At 63.8% G+C, this 14643-nt stretch carries 15 protein-coding genes; 8 read left to right on the forward strand and 7 right to left on the reverse strand.

Features of this window, described 5'->3' with window-relative positions:
- The first annotated feature begins 27 nt into the window (after positions 1–27).
- Together AUR64_RS08980 and AUR64_RS08985 are read left to right on the forward strand one after the other, a co-directional pair.
- Positions 28–822 carry a creatininase family protein gene (locus AUR64_RS08980; RefSeq protein WP_058581576.1) on the forward strand — a complete coding sequence of 265 codons (795 nt, stop codon included), beginning with the start codon at positions 28–30 and terminating at the stop codon, positions 820–822.
- A gap of 83 nt (positions 823–905) precedes the next feature.
- Positions 906–1697 carry a DUF4397 domain-containing protein gene (locus AUR64_RS08985; protein ID WP_082230667.1) on the forward strand — a complete coding sequence of 264 codons (792 nt, stop codon included), beginning with the start codon at positions 906–908 and terminating at the stop codon, positions 1695–1697.
- A gap of 37 nt (positions 1698–1734) precedes the next feature.
- On the opposite strand, the gene AUR64_RS08990 is transcribed toward AUR64_RS08985, so the two are convergent.
- Positions 1735–1914, reverse strand: a complete 180-nt coding sequence (locus tag AUR64_RS08990) for a hypothetical protein (protein WP_058581578.1) — start codon at positions 1912–1914, stop codon at positions 1735–1737.
- 83 nt (positions 1915–1997) lie between these two features.
- Positions 1998–2543: a DsrE family protein gene (locus tag AUR64_RS20015; protein WP_058581579.1), complete on the reverse strand. Its 546-nt coding sequence runs from the start codon at positions 2541–2543 to the stop codon at positions 1998–2000.
- Positions 2544–2678: 135 nt separating this feature from the next.
- Here AUR64_RS20015 and AUR64_RS09000 point away from each other — a divergent pair, with 135 nt between their 5' ends.
- Positions 2679–4361: an acyl-CoA mutase large subunit family protein gene (locus AUR64_RS09000; protein ID WP_058581580.1), complete on the forward strand. Its 1683-nt coding sequence runs from the start codon at positions 2679–2681 to the stop codon at positions 4359–4361.
- Between the two features lie 138 nt (positions 4362–4499).
- Positions 4500–5843: a PQQ-dependent sugar dehydrogenase gene (locus AUR64_RS09005; RefSeq protein ID WP_058581871.1), complete on the forward strand. Its 1344-nt coding sequence runs from the start codon at positions 4500–4502 to the stop codon at positions 5841–5843.
- A 27-nt stretch (positions 5844–5870) separates the two neighbouring features.
- Here the strand turns inward: AUR64_RS09005 and AUR64_RS09010 are convergent, their stop codons facing one another.
- Positions 5871–6524: a rubrerythrin family protein gene (locus AUR64_RS09010; RefSeq protein ID WP_058581581.1), complete on the reverse strand. Its 654-nt coding sequence runs from the start codon at positions 6522–6524 to the stop codon at positions 5871–5873.
- Positions 6525–6682: 158 nt separating this feature from the next.
- On the opposite strand from AUR64_RS09010, the gene AUR64_RS09015 reads away from it, so the two are divergent.
- Positions 6683–7819 (forward strand): MBL fold metallo-hydrolase, encoded by a 1137-nt coding sequence (locus AUR64_RS09015; protein ID WP_058581872.1) that lies wholly within the window; start codon positions 6683–6685, stop codon positions 7817–7819.
- A 49-nt stretch (positions 7820–7868) separates the two neighbouring features.
- Here the strand turns inward: AUR64_RS09015 and AUR64_RS09020 are convergent, their stop codons facing one another.
- From AUR64_RS09020 to AUR64_RS09035, 3 genes are all read right to left on the reverse strand, one after another.
- Complete coding sequence (locus tag AUR64_RS09020) at positions 7869–8201, reverse strand: 2Fe-2S iron-sulfur cluster-binding protein (RefSeq protein ID WP_058581582.1); 333 nt, start codon at positions 8199–8201, stop codon at positions 7869–7871.
- A 1157-nt stretch (positions 8202–9358) separates the two neighbouring features.
- Positions 9359–9796, reverse strand: a complete 438-nt coding sequence (locus AUR64_RS09030) for a universal stress protein (protein WP_058581584.1) — start codon at positions 9794–9796, stop codon at positions 9359–9361.
- Between the two features lie 108 nt (positions 9797–9904).
- The gene (locus AUR64_RS09035; RefSeq protein ID WP_058581585.1) at positions 9905–10222 is read right to left on the reverse strand and encodes a hypothetical protein; all 318 of its coding nucleotides are present in this window, start codon (positions 10220–10222) and stop codon (positions 9905–9907) included.
- Between the two features lie 199 nt (positions 10223–10421).
- Here AUR64_RS09035 and AUR64_RS09040 point away from each other — a divergent pair, with 199 nt between their 5' ends.
- Positions 10422–12062 (forward strand): flippase activity-associated protein Agl23, encoded by a 1641-nt coding sequence (locus AUR64_RS09040; protein ID WP_058581586.1) that lies wholly within the window; start codon positions 10422–10424, stop codon positions 12060–12062.
- 139 nt (positions 12063–12201) lie between these two features.
- On the opposite strand, the gene AUR64_RS09045 is transcribed toward AUR64_RS09040, so the two are convergent.
- Positions 12202–13155, reverse strand: coding sequence for a transcription initiation factor IIB (locus AUR64_RS09045; RefSeq protein ID WP_058581587.1), 954 nt, complete (start codon positions 13153–13155; stop codon positions 12202–12204).
- A gap of 418 nt (positions 13156–13573) precedes the next feature.
- On the opposite strand from AUR64_RS09045, the gene AUR64_RS09050 reads away from it, so the two are divergent.
- Complete coding sequence (locus tag AUR64_RS09050) at positions 13574–13972, forward strand: hypothetical protein (RefSeq protein WP_058581588.1); 399 nt, start codon at positions 13574–13576, stop codon at positions 13970–13972.
- Positions 13972–14601: an METTL5 family protein gene (locus AUR64_RS09055; RefSeq protein WP_058581589.1), complete on the forward strand. Its 630-nt coding sequence runs from the start codon at positions 13972–13974 to the stop codon at positions 14599–14601. The genes AUR64_RS09050 and AUR64_RS09055 overlap by 1 nt, the downstream gene beginning before the upstream one ends.
- Positions 14602–14643 lie beyond the last annotated feature (42 nt).

The following is a 14643-nucleotide window of genomic DNA, read 5'->3' on the forward strand; positions in this document are numbered from 1 at the left end:
CTTGCACCCGCCGCTCTTCTCTCGGCCATGTACGTCGCCGACCGGACGTGGCCGGAACTCGGAGAGTACGTCGCCGAACAGTCGCTCGCGGTCGTTCCGCTGGGTTCGACCGAACAGCACGGACCACATCTCCCGCTTTCGACCGACCACCTCATCGCCGAGTCGTTAGCACGGGCCGCAACCGAGCGGACGGGCCACCTCTGCACACCAACGATACACATCGGTGTCAGCCCCCACCATCGGCAGTTTCACGGAACGATGTGGGTCGACCCGCCCGCCTTTCGGAGCTATATCGAGAGCCTCACGCGCAACCTGACGTATCACGGCATCGACCGCGTCGTCTACGTCAACGCCCACGGCGGCAACACCGTCCACCTCCGCGAGGTGGGTCGGCGTCTCCGCGACGACGGCGAGGCGTACGCCATCGAGTGGATGTGGGACGAGTCGATTCCGGACCTCGTAAACGACATCTTCGAGCACAACGGCCCTCACGGCGGGCCGAAGGAGACGGCGATGATTATGCATATCGCCCGCGAGTTGGTGCGAGAAGACCAACTCGACTCCGCGCGCGACGGCGGCGTCGTCAGTCTCGCCGACGCCGACCCGCGGAAGTTCGGCGCGCGGACGTTCTACGACGCGGCCGACAACACCGAAAACGGCGTTCTCGGCGACCAAACCGACGCGACGCCCGAGAAAGGAAGAGAGATTTTCGAGGCGGCGACGGACCAACTCGTCCACCTCTTGGAGTGGTTGGACGCCCAACCGTTCGAGTCGCTGCTGCCGAAACCGCACGTCGACCCGCAACCGGGCAGTCGGCGGTGACTCTCTACTGAGAGTTACTTTCTCGTTTCATGATGTGATACTGAGGGAAACGTTGAGATATTCGGGGGTCTACTCTGGAGACGATGCCCGATTCACGTCGCCGACGGTTCCTGCACGCCAGCGGCGTCGCCCTCCTCTCCGCAGTCGCCGGTTGTAGCGGCCTGTTAGCTCAAGACGAGATGCCGCCGTCGACGGCGGAACCGACGGCCGCACCCGGTACCGAAACGCCGGCCGGCACCGACGTGCCGACGGACGGCCCCTCCTCCACCGATGGCGGCGCGAACCTCCGCGTCGTCCACGCGGTGCCGAACGCGCCGAACATCGATATCGTCGTCTTCGGCGACCCGGCGCTGAAAGACGAGACGTTCCGCCAGATAAGTCAGTATCTGTATCTCGGTGCCGAACAGACCGCCCTCAGCCTCGTGGCGACCGGCAACCCCGACCGCGTCTTCTTCGAGGAGACCATCGATTTCGAGGTCGCCAGCTACACCGGTATCATCCTCGGCGAGGCCGGAAACAACACGGATAGACCGCTCGAATTCCGTCTTTTCGAAGAGGACCTCTCGCTGCCGGAACAGGGGAGCGCCCGCCTGCAGTTCGTCAACACTGCGCCGGATGCTCAGACGCTGCGCGTCGTCTCCGACGACGAAGCGCTGTTCGGCGGCGTCGGTTACGGCGAGACGGCGTCGACGACGCTCCCGGCGGGGAGCCACCAACTCGAAATCCGAACACCGAACGGTGAGGCGGTGACGACGACAGAAGTCGAACTCGCCGACCGCGGGGTGTACACCGCCTTCGGGATGGGCTACGTCAATCCGGGCAACGCCCCGACGAACGCGCCGTTTCAGGTCGACGTCGCCGAAGACGGCGACTGAACCACCGATTTACCGACCCACGTTTTTCAGTTTCTCATCAGGTCACGGCTCGAATGCCGCCGAAGACGACGACTGCAGCGAGCATACCGCCGACTGCAGCGGGTAGAAACAGCCTCGGATACTCGATACCGACGCTTGCGACGGCGAGAAAGACGCCGAACGCGAGGCCGGCGGAGAGCTTCCAGACGAGATACTGCGTCGGACGTGGGAGAACCATACACGCTGTGGCGAACGTGGTTTGAAAAGAGTACGGGGAGAGTAGCTGCTGTCGGGTGCCAGAACGTGCGTTGCCGGACAGTTCTACGGCGTCTTGATGTACGCGTAACCGTCGCCGGCTTGCAGTTTCGTCAGTTCGCCGACGCCGGAGGGAACCGTCCCGACACCGTCGACGAGGTCGTCTTCGGTCGCGCTGAAGCGCTCCATCGTGTTCTCGCAGGCGCGAATCGAGACGCCCTCGTCGAGCAGTTCGGTCAGTTTCTCGGCGTGCTCGGTCTGTTCAGCGAGGACGAGTCTGAAGCCGGAGCCGTTGACGAGAAGGACCACGTCGTCGAGGTCGATGGTGTCGTCGGCGAGGAGGTTGCTGACGTTGCCGAGCGCGTGTTCTTGTTGCGATACGTCGCCAGTGAAGTGAAAGACGGTGCTCATCGTGGGGTCGGGAGTTTCGGTTTCGGTTTCGGTCGCTGTGTCCGTTTCTTCGGGCGTCTCTGTCGGTTCGGACGTCGGCGACGCGGTGTCGCCGGTCGACGCCGGTGCGTCGGTGCCGCCGCCGACACAACCGGCGAGTGCGAGGCCGGTGCCGACGCCGGCGAGTTCGAGAACCCGTCTCCGGGTGTGCTCCGAATCCATTTCGGCTGGACAAAATCGGGGTCAAACCTTTATTATCGACGTGCTAAGCGGGGTTCCGCGGCGTTCGTGACACCGCGGATACACGCGAACGCGTCTCTCGAACGCTTAAGGCATCGCCTATCTTCATCTTCGACTATGTTCGACCCCGACGATTTGGAGGAGATTCGCGCCGCGAAGGCGGAGTGGGAGGAGGAGACGCTCGGGCCGACGCTGGAGCGGTTCGGGGAGCGCGAGGAGACGTTTACGACCGACACCGAGGGCAACGAGGTCGACCGCCTCTACACGCCCGACGATATTTCGGACACGGACTACGTCGACGACGTCGGCTTCCCCGGCGAGGAACCGTACACCAGAGGCGTCTACCCGACGATGCACCGCGGGCGACTGTGGACGATGCGGCAGTACGCCGGGTTCGGCACCGCAGAAGAGACCAACGACCGGTATCAGTATCTCATCGACAACGGGCAGACCGGTCTCTCCGTCGCGTTCGACCTGCCGACGCAGATGGGCTACGACTCCGACGCCGACATGGCCGCCGGCGAAGTCGGCAAATCCGGCGTCGCTATCGACTCGCTGCGCGACATGGAGACGCTGTTCGAGGGCATCCCGCTCGACGAAGTTTCGACCAGCATGACAATCAACGCGCCAGCCTCGGTGCTTCTGGCGATGTACGTCGCCGTCGGCGACCAACAGGGTGTCGACCGCGACCAACTCCGAGGGACTATCCAGAACGACATCATGAAGGAGTACGTCGCGCGCAACCTCTACATCTACCCGCCGGAGCAGTCGATGCGGCTCATCACCGACATCTTCGAGTTCTGCGCCTCCGAGACGCCCAAGTTCAACACCATCTCCATCTCGGGGTACCACATCCGCGAGGCCGGGTCGACGGCCGCCCAAGAGGTGGCGTTCACGCTCGGTAACGGTATCGAGTACGTCCAAGCCGCTATCGACGCCGGCCTCGACGTCGACGAGTTCGCCCCGCAACTCTCCTTCTTTTTCAACGCGCACAACAACGTCTTAGAGGAAGTCGCCAAGTTCCGCGCGGCCCGCCGCATGTGGGCGAAAATCATGGAGGAGCGCTTCGGCGCGGAGAACCCCAAGTCGAAACAACTGAAGTTCCACACCCAGACCGGTGGCTCCACGTTGACCGCCCAGCAGGTCGAAAACAACATCGTCCGCGTCTCGTATCAGGCGCTCGCGGCCGTTCTCGGCGGGACGCAGAGTCTCCACACCAACGGCAAGGACGAGGCGCTGTCACTACCGACCGAAGAGAGCGTCCGCACGGCGCTCCGAACCCAGCAGATTCTCGCCCACGAGTCGGGCGCGGCCGACACCATCGACCCGCTCGCCGGCAGTTACTACGTCGAAGCGCTCACCGACGAGGTCGAATCCGACGCCTTCGACATCATCGACGAAGTGGACGAGCGTGGCGGAATGCTGGACGCCGTAAAGGAGCAGTGGGTCCAGCGACAGATTCAGGAAGTCGCCTACGAGCGCCAGCGCGAAATCGAGACGGGCGAACGCGTCATCGTCGGCGTCAACGAGTTCAAAGTCGACGAGGAGGCGCACGTCGACATCGAGGACGTGTCGGAGGAAGACGAGCGTCGGCAGGTCGAATCGCTCCAGCAGTTGCGAGACGACCGCGACACCGAGGCCGTCGAGGACGCGCTTGAGGCGATTCGAGACGCGGCACACGGCGACGCCAACCTGATGCCGCTCATCGTCGACGCGGTGAAAGCGTACGCGACGGTGGGCGAAATCTGCAACGTGCTCCGCGACGAGTTCGAGGAGTACCACCCCGGCAGCGCGGTCTGACCGGAACTCGAACCGCTTCGAGAGACTCCGTTCTCACTGACGCTCCTCGTTCGACGGAGTACTGTCTCGTCTGACCATCTCGCAAATATATAAGAAAACAGACATAGATACATCACCCTCCGGATGCTGGGTGTCATCATGCCTCAGAAAACGAGTCGGCGCGAGCTTCTTCGACGGGCGGGCGCTGCAGCGGTACTGGGTGTTGTCGGGTCGACACAGGTCGGTTCCGCTGGCGGCGCAACGGAAGCCGCGCAGGTGACGAAAACGGCGGAAGCGACGCAGACTGCGGGACCGAATACCGTCGGCATTCAGACGCTAACGGGGGGGTTCGAGATTCCCTTGGACCTCGCGTTCGTACCTGGCTCCAGACAAGCGTACGTCGCCGACCAACAGGGCGTCGTATCGGTGTACGAACCGGGTGGACTGCGCGACGAACCGCTGCTTGACCTGCGTGACACCGTCGAGTACGGCGGCGAGAAAGGCCTGCTCGGCATCGCGGTCCATCCGAACTTCGCGGAGAACCGACGGCTGTTCGTCCGCTACAGCGCGCCGCTGGGCGCGAACGCGCCGCAGGAGTTCAGTCACACGTTCGTTCTCTCGGAGTTCACCGTGAACGCCGACGGTAGAACCGCGAATCGAAACTCCGAGCGAACCGTCCTCGACATCCCCGAACCGCAACCGAACCACAACGCCGGTGACTTAGCGTTCGGCCCGGACGGCTACCTCTACGTCACCGTCGGCGACGGCGGCAACGGCGGCGACTTGGGGCCGGGACACGTCGACGACTGGTACGGAGCCGTTCCCGGCGGCAACGCCCAAGACGTGCGCCGAAACCTGCTCGGGAGCATCCTCCGCATCGACGTGAACGGCCGCGAGGGCGGAAAACCGTACGCGATTCCCGACGACAACCCGCTGGTCGGCCGGCCCGGGTTCGACGAACAGTACGCGTGGGGTTTTCGCAACCCGTGGCGACTGTCGTTCGACCGCGGGCGACTGTTCGTCGCCGACGTCGGCGAGAGCGAGTACGAGGAGGTGAGTCTCGTCGAGAGCGGCGGCAACTACGGCTGGAACGTCAACGAGGGAACGCACTGCTTCGCGGCGAACTCCTGTCCGGACCGGACGCCGCCGTCGGTCCGCGGGGGTGAACCGCTCGTCGACCCGATTATCGAGTACTCACATTCGGGCGGGCCGCTCACCGGCAACTCCGTCATCGGCGGCTACGTCTACCGCGGGTCGGCGATACCGGGACTACAGGGCGCGTACGTCTTCGGGGATTTGGACGCCGACGGACAGTTGTTCGTCGCAACCGAGCCACAGGACGGCGGCAGGTGGCCGACACGCGTCGTCGACGTCGCTGGCGGCGGAAGCGGGCGACTCAGACGAATCTTCTCGTTCGCCCGGGACCCGACTGGCGAGTTGTACGTTCTCGGTGCCGGTGTCGATGGCGGTGCGGTACATCGGGTCGTACCGGCGAGCGGGTGAGGTCCTCTTTATGTCGGTGATGGTTGGCTAACAGACCGACTTCGGGTTCAGACCGAGTTCGCCGAGTGCGTCGGCGTAGTCGTCGTACGCCAACTGAATCACGTACTCCGCCGTCGACTGCGCGCGTTCCCACTCCTCCTCGGAATCGCAGAGTTCATCTAAAAGTTCCAGCCCACGTCCGAGCGTCTCCTGCGTCTCGCTTTTCAACTCCCGGAAGAGGTTGGCGCGTTTCTCGTCGGCTTGGTTGACGAAGAAGCCGATAATCTGGGTGTGCGTCCGCAGCGAGACGAGCGAGCGAGCGACCATCCCGCCGGCAACGCGCGAGACAGTGTCGTCGCGTCCGCGGAGGTAGCCGTGCATCGGACCGGGGTCGGCGGCGTTCGCCGCCTCGACGTTCTCGTCGGGACCGCTTTCCATCGCGGCGACGACGCGTTCGTAGTGCTCGGCCTCCTGGTCGGCCACCGTCTCGAACACCTCACGGGCCGTCTCGTGGTCCTCGTCGTCGGCCCACGACGAGAACGTCCCGTAGGCGGCGGCTTCGCTCCCGGCGGCGACGCCGAGCACCGACTTTGCATCTAGCTCCGCGTCGGTCAGCGCGACGAGCAGTTGACTCGACCCCAACCGGTCGAGTTCGGTTCGCTTCGACGCTTCGACGGTTTCGCGGAACTCGGTGGCGTCCATGTACGTCGTGACGGCCGCGCGCCAGTTCAACGTTGCTCCCAGTCGACACGCCTCACTTCCCTGCCGACGCGCAACGTCGGCCGTGTGACCGTCGGACTCGGCGCGGATTTTTCGGCGTCGGACCCCTAACCGGAGCCATGAGTTCCGACGAAGCCACACTGTCGCCGGCAGTGTTAGCGACCCGACTCCGTGCGGGTGAGCGTATCCACGTACTGGACGTGCGCAACCGCGCGGAGTCAGAACAGTGGCCGCTCGGTGGTGACAACGTCGAGACCACACATCTCCCGTACATGCAGTTCGTTCAAGCGCAGGCAAAAGGCGACGTCGCCGATGTCGTCACCGACTTCGACGACGGCGAGCAGGTGGTCGTCATCTGCGGACGCGGCGAGTCGAGTGAGACCGTCGCCGATGCGCTCCGTGACCACGGCGTCGACGCGGTGAATCTCGAAGACGGGATGCGTGGGTGGGCGCGCGTGTACCACGCCGAGGAGTTTGACGCCGATACCGCGGGAGCGACGGTGATTCAGTACCAGCGTCCCGCGAGCGGTTGTCTGGCGTATCTCGTGGTCTCGGATGACGAAGCCGCCGTCGTCGACCCGCTCCGGACGTTCGCCGAGCGGTACGTCGAAGACGCCCGCGAGTACGGTGCCGAACTCCGATACGCACTCGATACACACGTCCACGCCGACCACGTCAGCGGCGTGCGCGACGTGGCCGAGCGAAGTGACGCGGAACTCGTGGTCCCCGAAGGAGCGACCGACCGCGGACTCGCCTTCGACGCCGAAGAAGTCGACGACGGCGACGAACTCCGTGTTGGCGACGTGATACTCGAAGCGATGCACGTGCCGGGGCACACGACGGAGATGACCGCCTACCGGGTCGGAAACGTCCTCCTCGGCGGCGACCTGCTGTTCACCGACAGCGTCGCTCGGCCGGACCTCGAACGCGGCGACGACGGAGCCGAGGGAATGGCGCGCCAACTCCACCGGACGCTCCACGACCAAGTGCTTTCGCTGCCCGACGAGACGGTCGTCGCGCCGGGTCACTACAGCGACGCGTCGACGCCGGCCGACGACGGCACCTACACCGCGACGCTCGGCGAACTGAAAGCACGACTGGAGGCGCTGTCGATGGACGAAGAGGCGTTCGTCGACTACGCGCTCTCGGCGATGCCGCCGCGGCCGAACAACTACGAGGAGATTATCTCGACGAACCTCGGCCGCGACTCCGTCGGCGACGAGGAGGCGTTCGAGTTGGAACTCGGGCCGAACAACTGCGCGGCGACGGCGGACTGACGCCGGCGTCGCTCGGCGAGCGAAGAAGCGAAGAAGAACAGACAGACGTTCAGTCGTCGTCGGCCGCGGCGGCGTCGCTGGTCGCCTCTGCGTCCGTCTCGATGCTCGGTGGGTACTTGCCTCGGTCGAGTTTCAGGTCGCTCTGCGGGCGGGCCATGCAGGTGAGCGCGTACTTTTCGGCTTCCTCCTCGGTGAGTCCGCGCGCGGCGGGTTGGGTGACCTCGCCGTCGACGATTTCGGCCGAACACGCCAGACACATCCCGACGCGGCAGGAGTACTCTTGGGCGATTCCTTCGTCGATACAGGCTTTGAGAATCGTCTGCTTGTCGGACATTTCGATGGTCTCACCGGTGCCGACGAACTCGACGGTGTACTCGGGCATACTCGCCGGTACGAAAACACCGGAGAAAACTCTTTATGGTAGATACTGTCGCTTGGGAGACGACGGAATACGTCGAAGACGGATTTTACCGTCGCGTGTGGAGACAGCGGACGCTCGGAAGATGAGGAGCAGTTCGGAAAACGGCCGTGTGATTGTCGGGGCCTCGTGTGCCGACGGGCCTGTGGCACACCCGTCTACACGTCCGACAACCGATAAGAGGTTCGTCCGTTCGACGTATAGGAGGTTTGCTTGTTATTACCGGGTATCACTACGTAGGCTGGAACAGACGAATCTCTGGTGTCGCTACTCGCTCGTCGAGTGGGTTCGGAGAAGGTGGTGTGTCAGGTGTGCCATCAGAAACCCGTCGCGCACGATCGCTGTCCGGGGCTTCTGTAGCAGCATCTGGCTATCAGATAGGATATTGATAAAACCTTCTATATTTCACTCCCGATGAATAGTCTCTCACGATTGTCGTTCACTTTGGAGAGAATCGACCGACGCGCGAGTCGTCACTCGGGGTGATGAGAAGTACGGTTCAGGGGGAGTGCACTGAACCGGGATGTCGCATCCGGACGCGAACCATGCAAGCTCTCGGACGCCGCCGGCGTCGCACCAGGGGGACAGTGCGCCGGTGCGGCGGCGTCCATGTCAGGATGCAATCTATCCAAGGGACCACACCCCCAAAGTAACGTGCAGCCAAATACCGGGCAAGCCTGTATTTCCCGCGGTTCCGACGGAACTACGAGATTCGCACACCTCTCCCGGTACCGGTTACGCCGAGATTGTCACCCCGTAGGCACCCCGTGTCCGTTCACTTCGTTGATACACCCGAGCGGACGGGTTCGTCGTAGCCGGACCCGGCTGACCTCTCCTCGAGAGTCGTTTCGGGGTGAGTCGACCCACTTTCGGCAGTCGTCTGGGAAACAGTTATGACGGAGACGCGCGTGTTTTGCATCGGTTGCCGCCGTTCCCGGACGCTCTCGTGTCCGGACGTTCCACCGACCGCGACGGTGTTCACGCCCGTCGCATGCGCGGCGACCATGCCTCTGATTTCGGGACCGGTCCATGCCGGACCCGGTTCCATTCTCACACTGTCGAGCGGCTGCGTTGCCGCCCTCCGACGCGAGTATCGACGGCTTACTCGACGTATGCCGAGATTATTCGGCGGATTCGGCGTATCTCACCGTGAGAACCGGTGGCTCCGAACTGCGGACGACTCGTTCGGTGACGCTTCCGAGCAGATACCGGTCGAGTCCGCGGCGGCCGTGTGTCGCCATGACGACGAGGTCGATAGCGTGGTCTTCGCCGTAGTCGACGATGATGTCCGCCGGCGACCCCGCCTCGACGGCGGTGACTACGTCGACACCGGCGTCGACGGCGCGGGTTCGAATCCGCTCGACGGCGGCGTCGCCTTCCTCTTCGAGCGCCGAGAGCACCGTGTCCGCGCCCAAATCGATGGTCGCCAACGTTCGGGTGTCGACGACGTAGAGAACGTGTAGCTCCGCGTCGTACGTCTCAGCGAGTTCGAGTGCGTCGGCGACGGCCGCCTCCGCCGCGTCGCTTCCGTCGGTGGGCAGGAGGATTCGGTCGTACATACGAGAACGTACGCGGACGAATCATTAGAACTCTCGCCCGACCTCTCGTGAGAGTCAGTCAGAGCGCAGTGATACGCTCGAAGCGAACTCGATGGGGAGAACCTCGTACTACGCCCGAAGCGAGCGAACGGTCTCTTCGCACTGTTTGAGCGCCTCGTAGCGCTCAGTTTCCTCCAGCGTCACTGTCTCGACGGTTCGCCAGCCACCGTCACCTCTGCTCTCCTCGGTATCTCCGTTCTCCTCGCTGTCTTGCTCGCTTCGGTCGAACACCAACGCCTTCACCCACGACTCCGTCGCCAACAGCAGCGCCTCGGTCGGTCCATCTTCGTCGACGGCGATAGCCAGTTCGACGGCCTCTGCGCGGTTCAGCGACGCCAGTTCGGCGTCCGAGAGCGGACGATTCGGCAACGAGTCGAGTATCGACATGCGAACCGATACGTCGCCTGCGCCTGTTGACCGTTGCGAACCGCGACGACCCGTCGCGCCACACGTCTGTCGCTACACACACTCGTCGCCGCACAAACTCATCGCCGCACAAACTCATCGCCATCGCGCCGCAGGTCCTCATCGCCGTCGGGCGAGCGAACCCGAAAGGCTTGTACTCGATGCTGCGACAGGGAGGGACATGACATCTCGCGGCGACGCCGCCCGCTCCCGGTTCGACCGCACGACGCTCGCTGTCGTCGCGTTCGCCGTCGTGGGTCTCGTCGCTCGCCTCGCCGGCCTCGGCGCGAGAGCGTTTCACTGGGACGAGGCCCGCGTCGGCTACTGGACGCTCCGGTATCTCGACAGCGGCGCGTTCGAGTACCGCCCCGTCGCCGGGGGAACGTTCCTCCCGCTCGTCAACCGACACGTGTTCGCACTGCTCGGCGCGAACGACTTCACCGGTCGCCTCGTCGTCGCCCTCGCCGGCGGTCTGCTGCCGCTCGTGGTGCTTCTCTATCGCACTCGCCTCCGCGACGACGAGACGCTCGCCTTCGCACTCGTCCTCGCTCTCGAACCGGTGTTGCTCTACTACTCGCGGTTTGCGCGCGGCGAGGTGCTGCTGACGGCGTTCTCGCTCCTCGCAATCGGCTGTTTCCTCCGCGTCGTCGACACCGGCAGTCGGCGGTATCTGTACGCGGGCGTCGCAGCGGTCGGGTTGGCGCTCACTACGTCGGGATTCGCCGCCGTCACGCTCCTCTGCTGGGCGCTCGCGGCGTTTTTGGCGTTCGACCATCTCCGGGTTCGCGGCGACGCGAACCCGGTTGCGACGGCCGAACGTATCTGGGACGACGTTGTCTCGTGGGCGACACCGCTGGCGCGTTCGCTGTTCGTCCTGCTCGGCGTCCTGTTCGTCTTCTACGCCCCGCGTGCGGGCGACGACGAGTCGGTCGGTCTCTGGAACCTCTCGACGCTTCCGGCGACCGTCGAGTCTGCGTTTCTCGGGTCGTTCCGGAAGTTCTGGTCGGTCCGCGTCGACTACCGGGAGACGAACGGCCACGAACTGCTTCCCTACCTCGTCGACTACGCCGAACTGCTCGTCACCGTCTCGCTGCCGGTGCTCGCACTCGCCGTCGGAGCGTTCTTCTACGACCGCTATCTCACCGGCGGCCGACGGCCGCTGTTGCATTTCTTCGGGTTCTGGGCAGCCCTCTCGCTGCTGTTGGTCCCGATGCTCGCCGAGCAGTTCGCGCCGTGGCTGGCCGTCCACACCGTCACCGCGCTGACGCTGCCGGCGGCGCTCGGAATCGCCACGCTCGCTCGGGTTGGCCGAACCGGACTCGAACGTGACCGAGCGGTGCGCGTCGGTGCCGTCGCCCTCGTCTCGCTCGTTCTCGTGGCACAGGTCGGCGGCGTCGTCGCCACGAACGTCTACGGCCAACCGGGGCCCGACGACGACTTAGCGCAGTACGCCCAGCCGTCGCAACCGCTCGAACCGATGTTGGAGAACGCTTCGGCGGCGATGGAGCGAACGAACGGACCCGACGTCGTCTACGTGGGCGATGCGTTCTACACGCTGAACGCCGACAGCGACCGACAACCACCCGTCTCGGACGCGTGGGGGAACCGGCTCCCGCTGCCGTGGTACTTCGAGCGGCTCGACGCACGACAGACCAGCGTCGAGAATCCGAACGAGTTGGTGATGGTCACCGGCGAACCGGCCGTCGTCGTCACCGACCGCGAGACGCGAAGTCAGGTGGCTCGGCGACTGGAGGGGTACGAGTCGACGCGCTACGAACTCGGCCTCTGGAACCGCGAAGTGTTCGTGTTCGTCAAGCAGTAGGCCGTCGCTCCTTTCTCGCCTTCGAGCGTCTCCAAGGAACCGACAGCGGCATCGCTACCGAGTGTAAAAAAAAGTGCACGGCGGTTCACGTTACCGCCGTCGAGAACGCGAGATAAGTAGTTTCAGGTCCGTGGACAGCTTAGCGGAAGCCCATCGCTTCGATCTGCTCTTGGTAGCGGTTGCGGATGGTGACTTCGGTGACCTGCGCGACGTCGGCGACTTCGCGCTGGGTCTTCTTCTCGTTGCAGAGCAGTGACGCCGCGTAGATGGCGGCGGCTGCGAATCCGGTCGGCGACTTACCCGAGAGCAGGCCCTGCTCGGCGGAGACGTCGATGATTTCGGTCGCTTTCGCCTGCACTTCCTCGGAGAGTTCGAGTGCGGAGGCGAAGCGAGGAACGAACTGTTTTGGGTCGACGGGTTTCAGTTCGAGGCCGAGTTCTTGGGAGATGTAGCGGTACGTCCGGCCGATTTCTTTCTGCGGTACGCGGGAGACTTCGGCGACTTCGTCGAGGCTTCGCGGGATACCTTCCTGACGGCAGGCGGCGTAGAGTGCGCTCGTGGCGACGCCCTCGATGGAGCGGCCACGGATAAGGTCCTCGTTGAGCGCGCGGCGGTAGATGACGGAGGCGACCTCACGAACCGACCGAGGGACGCCGAGTGCGGACGCCATCCGGTCGATTTCGGAGAGCGCGAACTGGAGATTGCGCTCGCCGGCGTCTTTGGTGCGGATGCGCTCCTGCCACTTGCGGAGGCGGTGCATCTGTGAACGCTTCTCCGAGGAGAGCGAGCGTCCGTAGGCGTCTTTGTCCTTCCAGTCGATGGTCGTCGTCAGACCACGGTCGTGCATCGTCTCGGTGATGGGCGCACCGACACGGGATTTCGACTGGCGCTCGGAGTGGTTGAACGCCCGCCACTCCGGCCCTCGGTCGATAGAGCGCTCGTCGATGACGAGGCCACAGTCGTCGCAGACGAGTTCACCCTGGTCAGCGTCCGTAATAACATCAGTAGAACTACATTCTGGACACTGTAGGGTCTCGTCCGACGTCTGTTCCGCTTGCTGCTCTCGCTGGCGCTGCCGACTCGGACGTTCCATAAAAAGCTTGTGGGCAACGGAAGGTTTAAACCTTTGTAACAGAACTTTGACTGACAATTCATCACAAGGCGACGCCCGCTGCCATGTTTGCTAGATTATGTATACTGAGGAACAAATTGGCCACTCGTTCACAGTAGTATATACGAAACAGAAGTTCCAGTTCTAAATCATAGTTTGTAGACTCTCGATATCTCTCACGTGGCGGGACTCTCGAACGCTCAATTGCCGGATTCGAGGGGGAGTGGGGGTTGGAGCGTGTGACCCCCGTGAATCGTTATGTCAGCATCGGGTATTAGTGTTCGTGACGCCGTGTTGACCCGATTCGTCGTCTCGTTTCCGCCGCCCCCTGCCCGGCGCAGATATGCACACTGTGCATTCACAAAGATTTTTGTATAACCAAAAGGTATGCGTTGATAGTATGAGTACCACTCACTCTCAGTCCGTCCAGCAAGCACTCGATGGCTGTCGACCGGCGGACGTCACGCCGATTCGTCTCGACGCAGAAACGCTCGATTCGACCGCTCCCTCCTACCTCCGTGACCTGAAATCGGAACTCGGCGAGAACGGCTACCAACCGGCGACGCTCGTCGTCGACGCGGAGTTCGAGGAGGACTGCTCGCTGGCGACTCAGAAAGAAGCCGACCGACTCCGCGACCACGTCCGCGCGGCGGCGTTCCTCGGTGCGGGCCGTCTCGACGTCATCGTCGACGACGTCTGCTCAACCGAGAAAGTCGAACCCGCACTGGCAGCGCTGCGCGAACGGGCTGACCGCGAGGGCGTCACGCTTACCCTGTCGGGGGACGCTACTCTCGCCTGATGGGAGACAGGCGCGCGCTGGAGACACAACTGGCCGTCGTCGCCGGGTTCGAGAACCCGCAGGCCCGACTCGAACAGTATCCGACACCGCCGGACATCGCCGCCCACGTGGTCCACCTCGCCGATTTACAGGGCGATATCGACGGTCGGACCGTCGTCGACCTCGGCACGGGGACGGGAATGTTAGCGCTCGGCGCGGCGCTTCGCGGTCCCCGGCGCGTCGTCGGTCTCGAACTCGACGCCGACGCCCTCGCTACCGCCCGCGACAACGAACTGCGGGTCGGGACGACCACCCCGATTCACTGGATTCGCGCCGATGCGACGCGCGCACCGCTCTGTATTCCCGGCGACGTGAAGACGACGGTACTGATGAACCCACCGTTCGGCGCGCAGAACGGCAATCGCGGGGCCGACCGAGCGTTTCTCTCGACTGCAGCACAGTTTGCCGACGTCTCGTACTCGATTCACAACCAAGGAAGTGAACAGTTCGTCGAATCGTTCGCCGCCGACGAAGGTGGCGACGTCACTCACGCGTTCGGCGCGACGCTGACGCTGGACCGACAGTTCGAGTTTCACGAGGAGGCGACGAAAGACCTCGACACCGAAGTGTTCCGGATTCGGTGGGACTGAGCGAGATTACGACGGCATCACGCTACAACGCCGCAAGGCCAC

The sequence above is a fragment of the Haloprofundus marisrubri genome (assembly GCF_001469955.1).
Lineage (GTDB): Archaea > Halobacteriota > Halobacteria > Halobacteriales > Haloferacaceae > Haloprofundus > Haloprofundus marisrubri.

Coding starts and splice junctions, on each gene's coding strand:
- AUR64_RS09045 (WP_058581587.1), bottom strand. CDS start 13,155: ATGGAACGTCCGAGTCGGCAGCGCCAGCGAGAGCAGCAAGCGGAACAG.
- AUR64_RS09010 (WP_058581581.1), bottom strand. CDS start 6,524: ATGGACGCCACCGAGTTCCGCGAAACCGTCGAAGCGTCGAAGCGAACC.
- AUR64_RS20015 (WP_058581579.1), bottom strand. CDS start 2,543: ATGGATTCGGAGCACACCCGGAGACGGGTTCTCGAACTCGCCGGCGTC.
- AUR64_RS08980 (WP_058581576.1), top strand. CDS start 28: ATGTACGTCGCCGACCGGACGTGGCCGGAACTCGGAGAGTACGTCGCC.
- AUR64_RS08985 (WP_082230667.1), top strand. CDS start 906: ATGCCCGATTCACGTCGCCGACGGTTCCTGCACGCCAGCGGCGTCGCC.
- AUR64_RS08990 (WP_058581578.1), bottom strand. CDS start 1,914: ATGGTTCTCCCACGTCCGACGCAGTATCTCGTCTGGAAGCTCTCCGCC.
- AUR64_RS09040 (WP_058581586.1), top strand. CDS start 10,422: ATGACATCTCGCGGCGACGCCGCCCGCTCCCGGTTCGACCGCACGACG.
- AUR64_RS09030 (WP_058581584.1), bottom strand. CDS start 9,796: ATGTACGACCGAATCCTCCTGCCCACCGACGGAAGCGACGCGGCGGAG.
- AUR64_RS09020 (WP_058581582.1), bottom strand. CDS start 8,201: ATGCCCGAGTACACCGTCGAGTTCGTCGGCACCGGTGAGACCATCGAA.
- AUR64_RS09055 (WP_058581589.1), top strand. CDS start 13,972: ATGGGAGACAGGCGCGCGCTGGAGACACAACTGGCCGTCGTCGCCGGG.
- AUR64_RS09000 (WP_058581580.1), top strand. CDS start 2,679: ATGTTCGACCCCGACGATTTGGAGGAGATTCGCGCCGCGAAGGCGGAG.
- AUR64_RS09035 (WP_058581585.1), bottom strand. CDS start 10,222: ATGTCGATACTCGACTCGTTGCCGAATCGTCCGCTCTCGGACGCCGAA.
- AUR64_RS09050 (WP_058581588.1), top strand. CDS start 13,574: ATGAGTACCACTCACTCTCAGTCCGTCCAGCAAGCACTCGATGGCTGT.
- AUR64_RS09005 (WP_058581871.1), top strand. CDS start 4,500: ATGCCTCAGAAAACGAGTCGGCGCGAGCTTCTTCGACGGGCGGGCGCT.